21 protein-coding genes are annotated in these 13,501 nt (G+C 69.1%); 14 read left to right on the top strand and 7 right to left on the bottom strand.

Annotated elements, in window-relative coordinates:
• Positions 1-2: 2 nt before the first annotated feature.
• The 7 genes from P2T65_RS01125 to P2T65_RS01095 all read right to left on the bottom strand — a co-directional run bounded on the left by P2T65_RS01125 (position 3) and on the right by P2T65_RS01095 (position 5,107).
• The gene (locus P2T65_RS01125; protein ID WP_276199031.1) at positions 3-1,826 is read right to left on the bottom strand and encodes a DNA cytosine methyltransferase; all 1,824 of its coding nucleotides are present in this window, start codon (positions 1,824-1,826) and stop codon (positions 3-5) included.
• On the bottom strand, positions 1,826-2,404 hold the full coding sequence (locus tag P2T65_RS01120; protein ID WP_276199030.1) for a GcrA family cell cycle regulator: 579 nt from the start codon (positions 2,402-2,404) through the stop codon (positions 1,826-1,828). Before P2T65_RS01120 ends, P2T65_RS01125 begins: the two co-directional genes overlap by 1 nt.
• The gene (locus tag P2T65_RS01115) at positions 2,401-2,895 is read right to left on the bottom strand and encodes a class I SAM-dependent methyltransferase (protein ID WP_276199029.1); all 495 of its coding nucleotides are present in this window, start codon (positions 2,893-2,895) and stop codon (positions 2,401-2,403) included. Before P2T65_RS01115 ends, P2T65_RS01120 begins: the two co-directional genes overlap by 4 nt.
• An 86-nt stretch (positions 2,896-2,981) precedes the next feature.
• A complete protein-coding gene (locus tag P2T65_RS01110) occupies positions 2,982-4,184 on the bottom strand; it encodes a CHC2 zinc finger domain-containing protein (RefSeq protein WP_276199028.1) in 1,203 nt (400 codons plus the stop codon).
• Positions 4,184-4,381, bottom strand: coding sequence for a hypothetical protein (locus P2T65_RS01105; protein WP_055460616.1), 198 nt, complete (start codon positions 4,379-4,381; stop codon positions 4,184-4,186). Before P2T65_RS01105 ends, P2T65_RS01110 begins: the two co-directional genes overlap by 1 nt.
• A gap of 1 nt (position 4,382) precedes the next feature.
• Positions 4,383-4,868 (bottom strand): phage regulatory CII family protein, encoded by a 486-nt coding sequence (locus tag P2T65_RS01100; protein ID WP_276199027.1) that lies wholly within the window; start codon positions 4,866-4,868, stop codon positions 4,383-4,385.
• A gap of 65 nt (positions 4,869-4,933) precedes the next feature.
• A complete protein-coding gene (locus P2T65_RS01095) occupies positions 4,934-5,107 on the bottom strand; it encodes a hypothetical protein (RefSeq protein ID WP_276199026.1) in 174 nt (57 codons plus the stop codon).
• A 361-nt stretch (positions 5,108-5,468) separates the two neighbouring features.
• On the opposite strand from P2T65_RS01095, the gene P2T65_RS01090 reads away from it, so the two are divergent.
• From P2T65_RS01090 to ssb, 14 genes are all read left to right on the top strand, one after another.
• Positions 5,469-6,233, top strand: a complete 765-nt coding sequence (locus P2T65_RS01090) for a S24 family peptidase (protein ID WP_276199025.1) — start codon at positions 5,469-5,471, stop codon at positions 6,231-6,233.
• Between the two features lie 97 nt (positions 6,234-6,330).
• Positions 6,331-6,576, top strand: a complete 246-nt coding sequence (locus P2T65_RS01085; RefSeq protein WP_141659709.1) for a hypothetical protein — start codon at positions 6,331-6,333, stop codon at positions 6,574-6,576.
• Complete coding sequence (locus P2T65_RS01080; protein ID WP_276199024.1) at positions 6,573-6,851, top strand: hypothetical protein; 279 nt, start codon at positions 6,573-6,575, stop codon at positions 6,849-6,851. Before P2T65_RS01085 ends, P2T65_RS01080 begins: the two co-directional genes overlap by 4 nt.
• Positions 6,848-7,204 carry a hypothetical protein gene (locus P2T65_RS01075; protein WP_276199023.1) on the top strand — a complete coding sequence of 119 codons (357 nt, stop codon included), beginning with the start codon at positions 6,848-6,850 and terminating at the stop codon, positions 7,202-7,204. The genes P2T65_RS01080 and P2T65_RS01075 overlap by 4 nt, the downstream gene beginning before the upstream one ends.
• Positions 7,201-7,845 (top strand): hypothetical protein, encoded by a 645-nt coding sequence (locus P2T65_RS01070; protein ID WP_276199022.1) that lies wholly within the window; start codon positions 7,201-7,203, stop codon positions 7,843-7,845. The genes P2T65_RS01075 and P2T65_RS01070 overlap by 4 nt, the downstream gene beginning before the upstream one ends.
• 21 nt (positions 7,846-7,866) lie before the next feature.
• The gene (locus tag P2T65_RS01065) at positions 7,867-8,211 is read left to right on the top strand and encodes a hypothetical protein (RefSeq protein WP_055460609.1); all 345 of its coding nucleotides are present in this window, start codon (positions 7,867-7,869) and stop codon (positions 8,209-8,211) included.
• Between the two features lie 19 nt (positions 8,212-8,230).
• Entirely contained in the window at positions 8,231-9,169 is a 939-nt protein-coding gene (locus tag P2T65_RS01060; protein WP_276199021.1) for a DUF2303 family protein, read from the top strand.
• A 97-nt stretch (positions 9,170-9,266) separates the two neighbouring features.
• A complete protein-coding gene (gene dnaN, locus P2T65_RS01055) occupies positions 9,267-10,376 on the top strand; it encodes a DNA polymerase III subunit beta (RefSeq protein ID WP_276199020.1) in 1,110 nt (369 codons plus the stop codon).
• 1 nt (position 10,377) lies between these two features.
• Entirely contained in the window at positions 10,378-10,872 is a 495-nt protein-coding gene (locus P2T65_RS01050) for a hypothetical protein (RefSeq protein ID WP_276199019.1), read from the top strand.
• The gene (locus P2T65_RS01045; RefSeq protein ID WP_055460605.1) at positions 10,869-11,114 is read left to right on the top strand and encodes a hypothetical protein; all 246 of its coding nucleotides are present in this window, start codon (positions 10,869-10,871) and stop codon (positions 11,112-11,114) included. The genes P2T65_RS01050 and P2T65_RS01045 overlap by 4 nt, the downstream gene beginning before the upstream one ends.
• Positions 11,107-12,159, top strand: coding sequence for a phage Gp37/Gp68 family protein (locus tag P2T65_RS01040; RefSeq protein ID WP_276199018.1), 1,053 nt, complete (start codon positions 11,107-11,109; stop codon positions 12,157-12,159). The genes P2T65_RS01045 and P2T65_RS01040 overlap by 8 nt, the downstream gene beginning before the upstream one ends.
• On the top strand, positions 12,156-12,659 hold the full coding sequence (locus P2T65_RS01035) for a hypothetical protein (RefSeq protein WP_276199017.1): 504 nt from the start codon (positions 12,156-12,158) through the stop codon (positions 12,657-12,659). The genes P2T65_RS01040 and P2T65_RS01035 overlap by 4 nt, the downstream gene beginning before the upstream one ends.
• Positions 12,656-13,006, top strand: coding sequence for a DUF4326 domain-containing protein (locus P2T65_RS01030; protein WP_276199016.1), 351 nt, complete (start codon positions 12,656-12,658; stop codon positions 13,004-13,006). Before P2T65_RS01035 ends, P2T65_RS01030 begins: the two co-directional genes overlap by 4 nt.
• Positions 13,006-13,500, top strand: a complete 495-nt coding sequence (gene ssb, locus P2T65_RS01025) for a single-stranded DNA-binding protein (RefSeq protein WP_276199015.1) — start codon at positions 13,006-13,008, stop codon at positions 13,498-13,500. Before P2T65_RS01030 ends, ssb begins: the two co-directional genes overlap by 1 nt.
• The last annotated feature ends 1 nt before the right edge of the window (position 13,501 follow it).

Raw genomic sequence — 13,501 nt, 5'->3', positions numbered from 1 at the left:
CATCAGCCGAACAGGGCGAGCGCCTCGTCGGCCGGCCGGGCGCGATGGCGCATCTCGAGTGTCTCGTCGGGCACGAAGTTGGCGCCGACCAGGGCGGCGGCAATGGGCGGACACACGCTGTTGCCGCACATACGCACCTGTGCCGTCTTCGTCAGCGGCACCTCGACATGGCCATCGTCGAAGGCGCCGGTGACGCGCAGGCCCGTCTCGATCTCGTAGGATTCAGGAAAACCCTGCGCGCGGAACAGCTCGCGCGGGGTCAGCATGCGCATGCCGATATCGACGATGACGAACTCGCCGACCGTGGCATATTCACCTTCGACGGCTACCCCGTGAGCGCGCAGGAAGTCCGCGACCTGCAGGGCCCGGGCCCGCATGGCATCCGTCAGGGGCGGCACTGCGCCGTCGACCGCGGCAAGGCCGAACCGGTCCCGGGTGGTGACGGTGCGCATGGGCTCGCCCGTCCCGACGCCGTCGGTCTCAGAGCCGTAATACGGGATGAGAGAAGCCCCGACGACGGCCTGCGTGCAGCCCTTGCCGACGATGGTCGAGACCGGCTTGCGCGCATCGTGGCCGACCATGTCGGTGTTGTGCTGCGCGAGATAGGTGGCGACGAGATGCGATTTTCCGCCGCCTCCATCGGTCATGACCGTGCGGGTGGGCGAATCCACTGACGATCCGATGGCCGTGCCGAACTGGCGCGCCAGATGAACGGCGGCGAGGCTGCCGCCGTTCGCCGTTGGCACGACGACCGGCATCGGTTCCTCGATCGAGCGCGTGCGCGGTTCCTGCCCCGGCCGCTCGCCGTAGCGAGGCACGAGATACGGGACCGCGAGGCAGGTATCTGCCTTTGCCGTGCCCGTATGCGTTGGCTCGTTGGCACTGCGCGGGCGGCTCTGACCGGCGCGACCGCCGCAACCGACCAGGATGGGAGTGATAATCGCCTTCTCACCGCGATGTGCGGCTGTGACCGTCTTTACAGGCTCGCCGACGGGTTCAACCCGTTTGCCGCCGTGGTGTGTCAGGCTGACGATGAACGGCTCCGCGGCATCGATCACGTACCGCTGCACGCCTTTGGCGATGCGCGCCATCGTGGCCGGCGCGAGCGGGCGGTTCACGCCTTCGGCGCGGCCATCTTCGCGGGTCAGAAAGATGGAAGGGCACGGCAGCGACCAGTCGAGGACCTCGGCGGCCGTCCGCCAGGGCTTGAGCTTGCCGCATTGGACCGCCTCCGAATTCGGGTCGCCGTGCGTCGGTTCGGGCCACACGATGGGCCGGCCGTCACGCCGGGCGATGAGGAAGAGCCGCTTGCGGATCGTTGGCGCGCCGTAGTCGCAGGCCCGCAGCTCGCGCCAGGCGACACGGTAGCCGAGCCGCTTGAGGTCACCGATCCAGCGCCTGAACGTCTCGCCGCGCCGCTCCGGACACGGCCGATGGTCCGCGCCGACCGGTCCCCAATCCTGAAACTCCTCGACGTTCTCGAGGATGATGACGCGCGGTCGCACCTGCCGGGCCCAGCGCACCACGACCCATGCGAGATCGCGGATGTTGCGCTTCACGGGCTTGCCGCCCTTGGCCTTGGAGAAATGCTTGCAGTCCGGCGACGCCCAGAGCAGCCCGACCGGACGGCGGCCGCACACGTCGAGCGGGTCCACCTTCCAGACGTTGTGCGGCAGGTGCAAGGTGTCGGGGTGATTGGCCGCATGCATGGCGAGGGCCATGTCGTCGTGGTTGATGGCGATGTCTGGCGAGCGGCCGAGCGCCATCTCGATACCGGTGGAAGCGCCTCCGCCGCCGGCGAAGGAATCGACGATGATCTCGCGCATCACACCCACCCCCATGCAACATGCTGCGGCCGGGGGCCGTCCTTCCGCTTCTCCCTCACCGGCGCCGGCGCATAGCTGAGGCGCGTGTGCTCGGCGCAATAGGGCGAGCAGCCGTCGGAGAAGACGCCCGGCCGGCGCAGGCGCGAGGCGCCGCAGAAGCGCTGCCGGCCGTCGGGACCGGTGCCGACCGGATAGCGGCAATGCCGAAGATCGAGGTCGCCGATGCCGACGCCGCCTTCCGGCGCCGGCTCGTCGACCGGCACCGGCAAGGAACTGGGCACGGGCTTTGGCGGCAAGGCCACCGGCGCGCTGCCGCGCCTGTCCGCGATGGGCTCGGCTGCCACCGGCTCCGGCACGGGCCGAGGCTCCGGCCGAGCGACGGCCGCTCGCACGGCGCGAGGCGCCCGCCGAGGCCCGGCATTGTTGCGCGGGGCGGTGCCGCGCAGCTCGGCCGGCACATGGCGGTTCCACAGGCCAATCACAGCGTTGCGGCTGAGGCCATAGCGCTCGCCGACCGTGCGGGCCGATTCCCGTCCATAGGCGGCGACGATGGCGGCGCGGGTTTCGGGATCCGTCATGGCTCTCTCCACGACATGCGCATGAGTTCGATGGGTGTCCCCGCAGGGCGCGGGTCGGCGGAGAAGACGAACCAGGCAAAGGGGGCGCCGGAGTTCGTTAGGCGGTTCCCGCTCCAGCCTTCGCGATGCATCGTCGGCAGACGTTCGATGCCGGCCCACACGCGCACGAGGTGCCGGTCGATGAGGTCGGATCGCCCCGCCCCCTCGATCGCCATCAGGCGCAGCAGCACGATGACGGTCGGCACGAGAGCCAGCCCGTGTCGGATGAAGGCATCGGCCAGCTTGTAAGGCGGGTTCGTCACGATGCACGCGCATCCGGCGGGCGCCGCTCGCTCCAACAGGAAATCGATGGGCGTCACGATGCCGGGGTCGGCGCCCGCATGCGGCACGAGGTCGAACGCGACCACGTCATGGCCGGCCGCGGTCAGCTCGCGCGCGATGGCGCCCCGGCCGGCGCACGGCTCCCATATTCTTTGCGGCAGGGGCTGCACGCGCAGCAGCGCACGGGTCGCAACCGGCGGCGTCTCATAAAGGTCATCCTTGCGCGCAGCGAGCGCGTGCCTGGCGGCGCCCTGCCTCATCCCGCCACCCCTTCGAGAAGATCGTTGAAATCCGCCCCGGCCGGCGCCCAGGCGTTGCGGATGGTCCGGCCCTCGCGCGCATAGCGGGCGGCGCCGCGCTTGAGGGCGCATTCGGTGAGGAAGCGTTCGGAATCGCCGTCGCCGAGCTGCACCAGGTCCGTCACGCTGTCGTGCACGGGAATGCCCGGCTGGCTCAGTTCCGGCACCGGGCCGGGAACGAGAACGGGTCGCGCGCGCCCGGCGCGGTCCACCTGTGTCAGGGTCGGGTGCGGCACCGTCCCGGCATGCAGGCCGCCGAGGTTGCCGAGGTCGACCGAGGACTGGAACACCGTCGCGCCGAGGTCCGCCCCCTGCGCCACGAGCGCCTTGCGCACCGAGAGCACCGTCTCGATGCCCTCCCCGCGGATGATGCGCGTCGGCCGTGCGTCCGGCCCGAACGGCCCGGCAAGGTGGATGTGCCCGCCCCGCTTGGAGCCGCGCACCTTCTTCACGGGCAGCACCTCGCCCGTCTCCGGATCGACGATGAAGGCCTTGCCCTTCGGCCGCGACGGGTCCACCCAGGTGATGTGCAGCCCGGCGAAGCGCCAGTCGGGCCCGATGATGCCGGCGAGCATGGCCGGCCCCGTGTAGATCACGCGCTGGCGCGTCTTGCCCGGCCGCCGCGGGTCCGGCTCCTCGCCGTGGAAATAGGGCATCTCACGCGCGGCGCGCAGCCGCCCCTCAGGCGGGGGCTCCAGCCCGCGCAGGCGCAGGTATTCCTCGGCCGCCGTGCCGCGGATCGGCGTCGCGCCCTGCCACAAGCGGAACAGCCGCTCGCGCTCCTTTTCGCGGAAGATGGCCGCCGCGCGCTCGCGCCGGGCGCGCTTGCGCTCCCGCTCCTCCTGCCGGCGCCGCTCCTCCTCGGGGTCCAGCACCTCGGCCCCGCCGAGCCACGCGACGGCGGCGCGGAAGTCGAGCCCCTGCACCTTCTCCACGAGGCGGATGACGTCGCCGCCGTCGCAGCACACGGCGCACACCCAGCGCTCGCCATCCACCTCGAAGCGCCCGGCCGTCCGGCTCTGTCGGTCGTCGGAGCAGATCGGACACGGCCCGATGAACTTGCCGCCCGAGCGGCGCAGGCTCACCCACCGGCCGGCCACATCGGCCACCGGCTGGCGGGCGCGCAGATCGTCGAGGGAAGCGTCGGAAAGCCGCGCCATCACGCCGCCCTCCGGAACATGGCGCGCTCTTCCGCGCTCCACAGGCCCGCCCCCGCCAGCACCGCAGCCAGCCGCTCCGCCCGCATGCCGAGCGCGCGGCAAATCGCATGCGCCGGCCAGCCGGCAGCCGCCATGCGCCGGGCGATGCGCCCGCGGCGCGGGTGGCGCAGGTGGTGGACGGTGAAGCGCCGGCGCATGTCACTCGCCCTTGCCGGCGAGGCCGGTGAGCTTGCGCTGCACGCTGGTGAGGGCGTCGAGATGCTCGCCGATGGCCGCCTTCACGGCCTTCGCCTCGCGCGGCGTCACCACCCCGTCGGCGAGCGCCGAGCCGAGCTCGCTCGACACGCGGGCGCCCGTGCTCGTCGTCTTCACGAGGTCGCCCACCAGGTCGTCCGCGCCGGCGTCGTCCGCCAGCGGCACCAGCCGGTGGCTGGTGAGCGAGGCGAGCGCCCGCGAGACGATGGGCTTTTGGGTGACGAATTCGAGCTGGAAGATCACGTCTAGCGGCGGCAGGTCCTTGTAGGCGTCGCCCTGCCAGCGGCTGATGGTGCCGCGCGAATAGCCGGTGAGCTGCTCGACACGCTCGGGCCCCGTGGTGCCCGGCACCGCGCAGGCCGCAACCTGTGCGCGGATCGCGCTCTTGATGAGGGTGATGAGCCCATCTGGCAAAAGGATATCGCTCACGAAAAAAGCTCCTCGGCTTTTTCGTTCCGAAAACGGCGCGGTGGTGGGACAGTCAGGCGGTCAGATCACGGGGGACCACGCAGATGCAGCAGCACGAGACGGAGAGGCAAAGGCGTATCGAAGCGGCGCGCGAGCGCCTGCGCGGCGCAATGCAGCGCTACGCCCTGGCCGAGGCCATGGCTGAGGCACTCTCCGAGGGCCTGGTCGACACGTTGGAGGCTGACGTTGCCCAAACTCATGCCGGCTCCTCCGAAAGGGCCGGGGCGGAGGCGCGCTCCGCCCCGGCAGGAGTGCCCAGGTCAGGGGCACGGGAGGACCGTCGATGAGATTGACAGGGATCCACAACGCACGGCACAGCTTCCCGCGCCATGCGCTCACGAATGAACTCCCGCACGCGGTCCGCCGTCTCGATGCGGATGGATCGCCCATCCCGCAGCCGACGGAGCAGCTTGCTGTTCCCTACAGCGATTTGGCCGAAGTACGACTCACTCATGCCGGTCGAGGACAGAAATGAATCGATCTCCGCGAGGAGGTCTTCCCGGGCTGTCATGGCCCTAGAATGTGGGCTACGGCCTACACTGTCAATAGGCTACAGCCGCAATGTCTGAGAAGCGCGAGGCGGGCATGGTCCCGCATGTGCCAAGTGCTCCCTACAATCGCCTGCGCGCTGACTGGCGCGACATATTGCGCCGCGCGCTCGCGGAGCGTGGGCTGAGCTATCGCAAGGCATCGCTCGCCGCCGGCCTCAACGAAACAGCGGTGAGCGAGTGGCTGCGCCAGACGCCAGGCCACAAGCCCAAGCAGCCGTCCTTTGATTCCATGGCCAAGGTGGCCGCCGTCCTTAACGTCTCGATGGACATCTTCACCGAGGGCGAGCCCGGCGAACGACCCGAGCCCTCGACATTGAAACAGGTTGTGCACAAAGCCGTGCCGGTCGTAGGCTACATCCAAGCTGGGATGTGGCAAGAGCCTGAAATGTTAACTGTCGAAGATGAGACCTATGTTCCTTACATTCCGAATCCAAAATACACCGGAATGAGGCAAGTTGCTTGGCGCGTCCTCGGGCCGAGCATGAACCGTATCGCCAAGAACGGCGAGTATATTATAGGCGTCTCCATTATAGAGTTGGGCTATACGCCGCCGGAAGGCTCGCCCGTCGTCGTGGTGCGACGGCGCGGCAGCACCTATGAATATACCGTTAAGCGCGTGCATTATTTGCCGGCCGGCGGCGCGGAGCTGCGCCCCGACAGCGAGGACCCGCGCTTTCAGGAGGTCGTCTGGACGGTGAACCACGCCGAGGACGGCGACGAGGTCGAGATCACCCACCTCGTCATCGGCGTCTACCGCGATCTGGGCATGCTGTAGGTCGCAGATCGCAGCAGCCCACATTCTGTAGGCTGCTAGCTTGACAGTATAGGCCACAGCCCATATCGTCCCTCCATCAACCCCGATGGAGGGCATCATGCTCGCACCCACCGCTTCCCTCACGCCCATCCATGATGCGCCGGCGCAGGACCGCGCGCTGCACAAGGCGGCGATGAATGCCCGCGTCGCGGCCATGGCGCGCGTCATGTACGAGACGAGCCTGCAGTCCGGCGGCTGCACGGCGGACGATCTCGCCCGCGCCGGCTTCACCGCCGCCGAGATCCTCGAGCACGCCGACGACGCCCGCGCCCTCGCCGGGCTGATCGATCAGGAAGCCGCGTGATGTGGCCCGCCTGCGCCGTCGCGGCCGGGCACTTCCTCTGCCGCGCCCTCTACGACGCCTTCGAGGTCCTGTGCCTCGCGGCCTTCTCGGCGCCATCGGCCTTTGGGCCGATGCGCTCCGCTATGGAGGCTGAGGTGGCGGACGTTCTCTCCAACATCGCCGCCGTCGTCCTCATCGGGCTCGGCCTCTGCCTCGCGGGCATCGCCTGGGCGCGCCTCTTCGGCGCCCCGGCCCGCGAGTACTTCGGCGACCAGATCGACGAGGACCGGCCATGAGCGGCTTCGCATTCTATGCGCAGGGGTTCGAGAACAGCGAGCACCCTTGCGTCATCCGGGACGATCCGGCCGGCGGGGACCCGCATGTCCTTTGCACGGTCCGCCGCATCCACAACCCGGGCGCGCTCAATGAGCTCTGCGCGAAGGCAAACACCATTGAGCCGCTGACGGACGCGCTCGCAACCGCGCAGGCCTTCATCCAGGCATATCGGGACGAGGTCTTCGCCAGCGTCACGGTCGGCGGCGACGCCGCCACGATGGACGACATAGACAAGCCCATCGTCGAGGAGATGGACGCGCTGCTGGCGACGATCGACGCCGCCCTCTCTGCCGCGCGGGAGGCTCGCCAATGACCTGGCTCCCCACCACCACCGGCAAAATCGTCGACCTGCTGCGGCCGGACCCGGCGTCGATCGACTTCCGCGGCGACGTGGCGCCCCAGCTCGCCCGCGTGGCCCGCTTCGGCGGTGCCACGGGCGGCGGCATCTTCTCGGTCGCCCAGCACTGCGCCGTCGGCGCCGACGCCCTCTTTCACGAGACGCGCGACCCCGCCCTCGCTGCGGCCTTCCTGCTGCACGACGCCCACGAATACCTCATGGGCGACATCATCACCCCCGTGGTCGAGGCCCTGTGCGTGCACCTCACGCTCGACAGCAACGGCCGCGAGGTCGCCGTGCGCGTGCCGGAGGTGAAGGCGCAGATCACGCGCCTCAAGTCCCGCCTCGACCATGCCATCCACCGCGCCGCCGGCCTGCCCTGGCCGTTGCCGCAGCACGCGGCGAAAGCCGTGAAGGCGATGGACCTGCGCATGCTGCGCACCGAGCGCGACCATCTCACCGTGTCCTGCGGCCGCAAATGGGCGGCCGAGGTGGAGGCGGCCGAGCCGGTCCCCATGCGCGGACGCCTCACCATCTGGCCGTGGCCCAAGGCCGCCGACGAATGGCTCATGCGTCTCGACCGCTACTGCCCCCAAGCCCTCAACCGCGCGGCGTGAACCGCAACCGAAGGAGGCCCCATGTCCGCCCGCCCGATCCGCCGCATCGAGGAGCTTCTGCCGCTCCTCTCCCGCGGCAACTTCCTCGACAAGTGCAACGAGCACCTTGCCAAGTCCATCGAGACCCTGGAGGCCCTGCCGCAGGAGAAGGGCACCGCCACCATCACGGTGACGCTCACCTTCACCTACGAATCCGGCCGGCTCGACGTGAAGCCCGCCGTGAAGTCCAAGCTGCCGGAGGAGAAGGCGTTCTCCGGCACCCCGTTCTGGACCTACGAGGGCGCCCTCTCCGTCCAGCATCCCAGCCAGATCGACATGTTCGCCGGCCCGCGTGACGTGGGTATGGGCGCGCGTGCCGAGGGCTGATCCACCGGAGCCTCGCCACATGAACAAGCCTGCCCCTCTCTCCAACGACGTGCCGGCCGCCGGCGCCGCCGCGCTGATCGCCGATCTCGCCACCCGGGCGTCGGCGCCCGAGGTCGTGAATATCCCCACCGCCGGCCTCGGCCCCGGCCTGCCGCCGACCGTGCCGGTGCTGTTCGACCGCCACAATCAGCGCGCCATTGCGCTCATGGCGGAGATCGAGGCCGCCCGCCAGTTGCCGAAGCGGCGCACCGGCACGGCAAAGGTCGATACGCTGTCGTCCTTCATCGACCTCGTGAACCGCCACAAGGACGAGCATTCCGTCATCTTCGCCAAGGCGCAGTGGCCGGATCCGGCGCTCATCGCCGTGCTCGACTATCACGAGACCACCCACGGCCCGCGCTGGGGCAAGCACCGCGTCGTCTACACCTTCCCGGTGACGGACGAGCTCAAGACGTGGATCGAGCTCAACAAGAAGCCGATGGAGCAGGCCGACTTTGCCGCCTTCCTCGAGGAGCACGCGGCCGAGCTCGCGGCACCGAGCGACGGTGAAGTGGCCGAGTTCGAGCGCCTGTTCAAGGAACGCTTCGCCACGCCGGCCGAACTCATCGACCTGTCGCGCTCCCTCGAAGTGTTCGTCGGCGCCAAGGTCAAGCGCGCGGAGCGGTTGCAGACGGGCGAGCGGACGGTGGAGTTCGTTGAGGAGCACCTCAACGGCAAGGGTGAGAAGGTCGACATTCCCGGCATCTTCATGGTGTCGGTTCCGGCCTTCCTCGACGGCGAACCCGTGCGCATCCCCGCCCGCCTGCGTTATCGCGTCAGTGGCGGCGGCATCACGTGGTTCTACCAACTCTATCGCTGGGAATACTGGCTGCGCACGCGCGTGCAGAATGATCTCGGCATCGCCGGAGACAAGACCGAGCTGCCCACCTTCGAGGGCGCACCGGAGATGAGCGCCTGACGCGCGACGCCTCCTGCCCCCTCTCCCCGCCCGCGGGGAGAGGGTTGGGGTGAGGGGCAACCACCACCCGACACCGCCAGCCGAGAGCCCGAGCCCCATGAAACTCGTCATCGATCGCGCCGACCTATTGAAACCGCTCGCGGCCCTCAATCGCATCGTCGAGCGCCGCACCACCATCCCCATCATCGCCAACGTGCTGCTGCGCGCCGAAGGCGGCCGGCTCAACCTGGCGGCGACGGATCTCGACATCTCGGCCGAGGCCAGCGTGCCCGCGGCCATCGGCGAGCCCGGCGCCCTCACCGTGCCGGCCGCCACCCTCAACGACATCGCCCGCAAGCTGCCGGACGGCTGCCAGATCGAACTTTCCGCCGAGGCCGACGGCTCCCGCCTCACCGTCAAGGCCGGCCGCTCGCGCTTCGTCCTGCAGGCCCTGCCGGTGGACGACTGGCCCGACGTCTCCGCCGACGACCTGCCGCACCAATTCGCGCTGCCGGCCAAGACGCTACAGCGCATCCTTGCGCACACCACCTTCGCCATCTCGACGGAGGAGACGCGCTACTACCTCAACGGCATCCATCTCCACGCCGACGGCGAGGGCCGCCTCAACGCCGTGGCGACCGACGGGCACCGTCTGGCGCACCTCACCGTGCCCCTGCCCGAGGGCGCGGGCGACATGCCGCCCATCATCGTGCCGCGCAAGACGGTGGGCGAGATCGCCCGCCTCGTGGCCGACGCCGAGGGCGACATCGACATCGCCGTCTCCAGGGCCAAGGTGCGCTTCGTCGTCGGGGGCATCACGCTCACGTCGAAGCTCATCGATGGCACCTTCCCCGACTATCAGCGGGTGATTCCGACGAGCAACGACCGCGTCGCGGTGCTCGACACCGCCACCGTGAAGGACGCCGTCGCCCGCGTCGCCACCATCACAGGCGAGAACGGCCGGGCCGTGAAGATGGAATTCGCCCCGGGCGTCCTCACCCTATCCGTCAGCAACGCCGACACCGGCGAGGCACGCGAGGAGATCGAGGCCGACTTCGAGGGCGAGCCGCTCGGCATCGGCTTCAACGGCAAATATCTCGCCGAGGTCCTCGGCATCGCCGCAGCGGACACGGTGCGCCTCGCCCTCGCCGATCCCGGCTCCCCCTGCCTGATCAAGAGCCACGAGAGCGCCGACGCGCTCATCGTGCTCATGCCGATGAGGGTGTGACATGGCACGCATCTACGCAGCATCATCGTGGCGCAATCCCTATCAGCCGATGGTCGTCGAGCATCTCCGCATGCACGGCCATGAGGTCTACGACTTCCGCAACCCGCCCAACGGCGTGCCCGGCTTCGCCTGGTCGGAGATCGATCCGGATTGGCAGGCATGGTCGGCCGAGCTGTATCGGCACCTTCTGACCACCCATCCGATTGCCGCGCGAGGGTTCCTCAACGACCTGCGCGGCATGCAGTGGGCCGATACCTGCCTGCTCATCCTCCCGTGCGGGCGGTCTGCACACCTCGAGGCCGGATGGTTCTGTGGGCAGGGCAAGCGCTGCATCATCCTCACCCAGGACGGGGAGGAGCCGGAGCTGATGGCGCTCCTGGCGAACGATATCTGCATCTCGATTCCCGAGGTCATCGAGAAGCTCGCCGAGGCTCATCCCTGTGGCCTCCGCAGCAACAAGATGGTGCCCAGCCTTTCACTGCGGAGGGGCGAATGAGGTGCCTCACCATGATCGAGCGCTTCGAGGCCGAGCGCCACCGCTGCCGGCAGGCCTACGAGAAGGCCCGGCGCGGCCACCGCAATGTCGGCCGTGCCGCCGAGGCGCTGCGGACGGCCACCCACGCCGCCCTGAAAGCCGAGGTCGACGAGCTCCGCCGCCTGAAGCGCGCCGTCGAGAAATCCGCCCGCCGCCGCGACGAGCGCATCCCCGACCTGTTCATGGAGGCCGCCCATGGGTGACCGCTCCGCGATCGAATGGACCGAGGCAACGTGGAATCCCATCGTCGGTTGCTCGGTCGTCTCGCCCGGCTGCGCCAACTGCTACGCCATGAAAATGGCCGCCCGCATCGAGCGGATGGCGGCCGGCGCCGGCAAGTGGACGCACTACAACGGCACGACGCAGGCGAGCAAGGCCGGCCCGGTGTGGACCGGCAGGCTCACCCTCGCCCCCGACGAGATCCTGACGGCGCCGCTGCGCTGGAAGCGCCCGCGCCGGATATTCGTCAACAGCATGTCGGACCTCTTCCATGAGAGCGTTCGAGACGAGTGGATCGACCGCATCTTCGCCGTCATGGCGATGTGCCCTCAGCACACGTTCCAGGTGCTGACGAAGCGCTCCAGCCGGATGCGCGAGTACATGAACGGCATCCAGTCGAAGATCCCGTTCTTCGGCCGGATGCCACTTGAGCGCATCCACCTTGAGGCTGCCGCGCATATGGAAGGCGACAGCGGCTTCATGGATACGTTGAAAGATCGAGGCAACGTCTACAGCCTCTATCTCGACGCGCCCTGGCCCCTCCCAAACGTCTGGCTCGGCGTCAGCACCGAGGACCAACGCCGCGCCGACGAGCGCATGCCGGATCTGCGTGAGACGCCGGCGGCCGTGCGGTTCGTCTCGGCGGAGCCACTGCTCGGCGCGATCGACTTCGAGCCGTGGCTTGACCGGATCGACTGGATCATCGCCGGCGGCGAGAGCGGCCCCGGCGCCCGGCCGATGCATCCCGATTGGGCGCGCTCGATCCGCGACCAGTGCGCGGCGGCGGGCGTGCCGTTCTTCTTCAAGCAGTGGGGCGAGTGGCTCGACGAGCAGGTCGCTACCGCAATGCATCTCGCTCCCGACGCGGCGATGTTTGATCGCTTCGGCGCGCCAAAGGGGCCGAAATGGCATCCTTACGAGGCGAGCGATCGCAATGGCGGCGCGCTGATCTGCGTCGGCAAGAAGGCCGCCGGCCGCCTGCTCGACGGCCGCGAGCACAGCGACATGCCGGAGGCGAGGCCGCTATGATCGAGATCCCCCGCTTCGCCCTCTCGGTACGGCAGCCGTGGGCCTACTGCCTCGCGGTCGGCTGGAAGCCCGTCGAGAACCGCTCCTGGCACAAGCCGAACCCGGCCCTCAAGTTCCGCGGCCCCTTTGCCATCCACGCCTCGACGGGCATGACACGTGACGAATATGCCGATTGCGCCGATCTGTGCGCGCGGCTCGGCTTCGCGTTGCCCGCGCCGGGCGATCTGTTGCGTGGCGGCATCGTCGGCGTCGCCACGATCGTGGACATCGTGAGGGAGTTCGACAGTCGATGGTTCTTCGGGCCGTGCGGGCTGGTGATCGCCGATGCGCGGCCGGCGGATTTTATCCCGGTCGGTGGCCGCCTCGGCTTCTTCGACTGGCGCGAGCTGCTGCCGTACCGGAAGAGCGACGCTCCGGCGCCGCCCGCAAAATGGATGCTGCCGCGGGCAGGCGCTCCGAATCCACTCTCGGCCGCAGGCATGCAAGGGAGGCTACTTTGACGCCGCCCACCCGCATCCAGCTCTCCCGCCGAAAGGGCTGGCGCATGCCGCCCGACACGGTGAAGGTCGACCGCTCCACTCGCTGGGGCAATCCCTTCGTCGTCGGCCGGCACGGCACCCAAGCCGAATGCGTAGCGCTTTACGCCCGGCTCGCCGGCGGCCATGTCCCCATCAGCTTCGGCCGCGAGACGTATGAGGCCGCCCGCGAAAGCCTGCGGCTCATCTGCGAGGACATCGGCGAGCTGCGCGGCAAGAACCTCGCCTGCTGGTGCCGGCTCGGTGAGCCGTGCCATGCCGACGTGCAGCTCGCCCTCGCCAATCCCCCCAAATGTGAGGAAATCGCCTGATGGCCGGATCCGTCAACAAGGTCATGCTCATCGGCCACCTCGGCCGCGATCCCGAGATCAGGCGCAACCAGGCCGGGGAGCCAATCGCCAACCTGCGGCTCGCCACCTCCGAGACGTGGCGCGACAAGGCCACCGGCGAGCGCCGGGAGCGCACGGAGTGGCACACCGTCGTCATCTTCAATCCGCGCCTTGCCGAGGTCGCGGAGAAGTACCTGCGCAAGGGCTCCAAGGTCTACCTCGAGGGCCAGCTCGCCACCCGCAAGTGGCAGGACCGTGACAACAAGGACCGGTACACCACCGAGGTGGTGCTCTCCCAGTTTCGCGGCGAGATCACCCTGCTCGACAGCCAGCGCAACGCCCCGCCACCGGCCGCCGACCCGGAGGACTACGGCACCACGCGCTCGCGCGACGATGGCGGCTATGCGGCTGCGAGGGGCGGCGACAGCCCCACCCGGTCGGCGCCCGCCGACCTCGACGACGATATCCCGTTCTGAG

Source organism: Chelatococcus sp. XZ-Ab1 (assembly GCF_029309855.1).
Classification (GTDB): Bacteria; Pseudomonadota; Alphaproteobacteria; order Rhizobiales; family Beijerinckiaceae; genus Chelatococcus_A; species Chelatococcus_A sambhunathii.
Note: the sequence above shows the minus strand (reverse complement) of the source record. Positions and strands in the feature narration are given on the sequence as shown.

Excerpts from the sequence above, each read along its gene's own strand:
- P2T65_RS01110 (WP_276199028.1), bottom strand. The coding sequence starts at position 4,184 with ATGGCGCGGCTTTCCGACGCTTCCCTCGACGATCTGCGCGCCCGCCAG.
- ssb (WP_276199015.1), top strand. The coding sequence starts at position 13,006 with ATGGCCGGATCCGTCAACAAGGTCATGCTCATCGGCCACCTCGGCCGC.
- P2T65_RS01060 (WP_276199021.1), top strand. The coding sequence starts at position 8,231 with ATGAACAAGCCTGCCCCTCTCTCCAACGACGTGCCGGCCGCCGGCGCC.
- dnaN (WP_276199020.1), top strand. The coding sequence starts at position 9,267 with ATGAAACTCGTCATCGATCGCGCCGACCTATTGAAACCGCTCGCGGCC.
- P2T65_RS01125 (WP_276199031.1), bottom strand. The coding sequence starts at position 1,826 with ATGCGCGAGATCATCGTCGATTCCTTCGCCGGCGGCGGAGGCGCTTCC.
- P2T65_RS01045 (WP_055460605.1), top strand. The coding sequence starts at position 10,869 with ATGAGGTGCCTCACCATGATCGAGCGCTTCGAGGCCGAGCGCCACCGC.
- P2T65_RS01065 (WP_055460609.1), top strand. The coding sequence starts at position 7,867 with ATGTCCGCCCGCCCGATCCGCCGCATCGAGGAGCTTCTGCCGCTCCTC.
- P2T65_RS01095 (WP_276199026.1), bottom strand. The coding sequence starts at position 5,107 with ATGAGTTTGGGCAACGTCAGCCTCCAACGTGTCGACCAGGCCCTCGGA.
- P2T65_RS01120 (WP_276199030.1), bottom strand. The coding sequence starts at position 2,404 with ATGACGGATCCCGAAACCCGCGCCGCCATCGTCGCCGCCTATGGACGG.
- P2T65_RS01040 (WP_276199018.1), top strand. The coding sequence starts at position 11,107 with ATGGGTGACCGCTCCGCGATCGAATGGACCGAGGCAACGTGGAATCCC.
- P2T65_RS01035 (WP_276199017.1), top strand. The coding sequence starts at position 12,156 with ATGATCGAGATCCCCCGCTTCGCCCTCTCGGTACGGCAGCCGTGGGCC.
- P2T65_RS01085 (WP_141659709.1), top strand. The coding sequence starts at position 6,331 with ATGCTCGCACCCACCGCTTCCCTCACGCCCATCCATGATGCGCCGGCG.
- P2T65_RS01105 (WP_055460616.1), bottom strand. The coding sequence starts at position 4,381 with ATGCGCCGGCGCTTCACCGTCCACCACCTGCGCCACCCGCGCCGCGGG.
- P2T65_RS01075 (WP_276199023.1), top strand. The coding sequence starts at position 6,848 with ATGAGCGGCTTCGCATTCTATGCGCAGGGGTTCGAGAACAGCGAGCAC.
- P2T65_RS01050 (WP_276199019.1), top strand. The coding sequence starts at position 10,378 with ATGGCACGCATCTACGCAGCATCATCGTGGCGCAATCCCTATCAGCCG.
- P2T65_RS01070 (WP_276199022.1), top strand. The coding sequence starts at position 7,201 with ATGACCTGGCTCCCCACCACCACCGGCAAAATCGTCGACCTGCTGCGG.
- P2T65_RS01090 (WP_276199025.1), top strand. The coding sequence starts at position 5,469 with ATGTCTGAGAAGCGCGAGGCGGGCATGGTCCCGCATGTGCCAAGTGCT.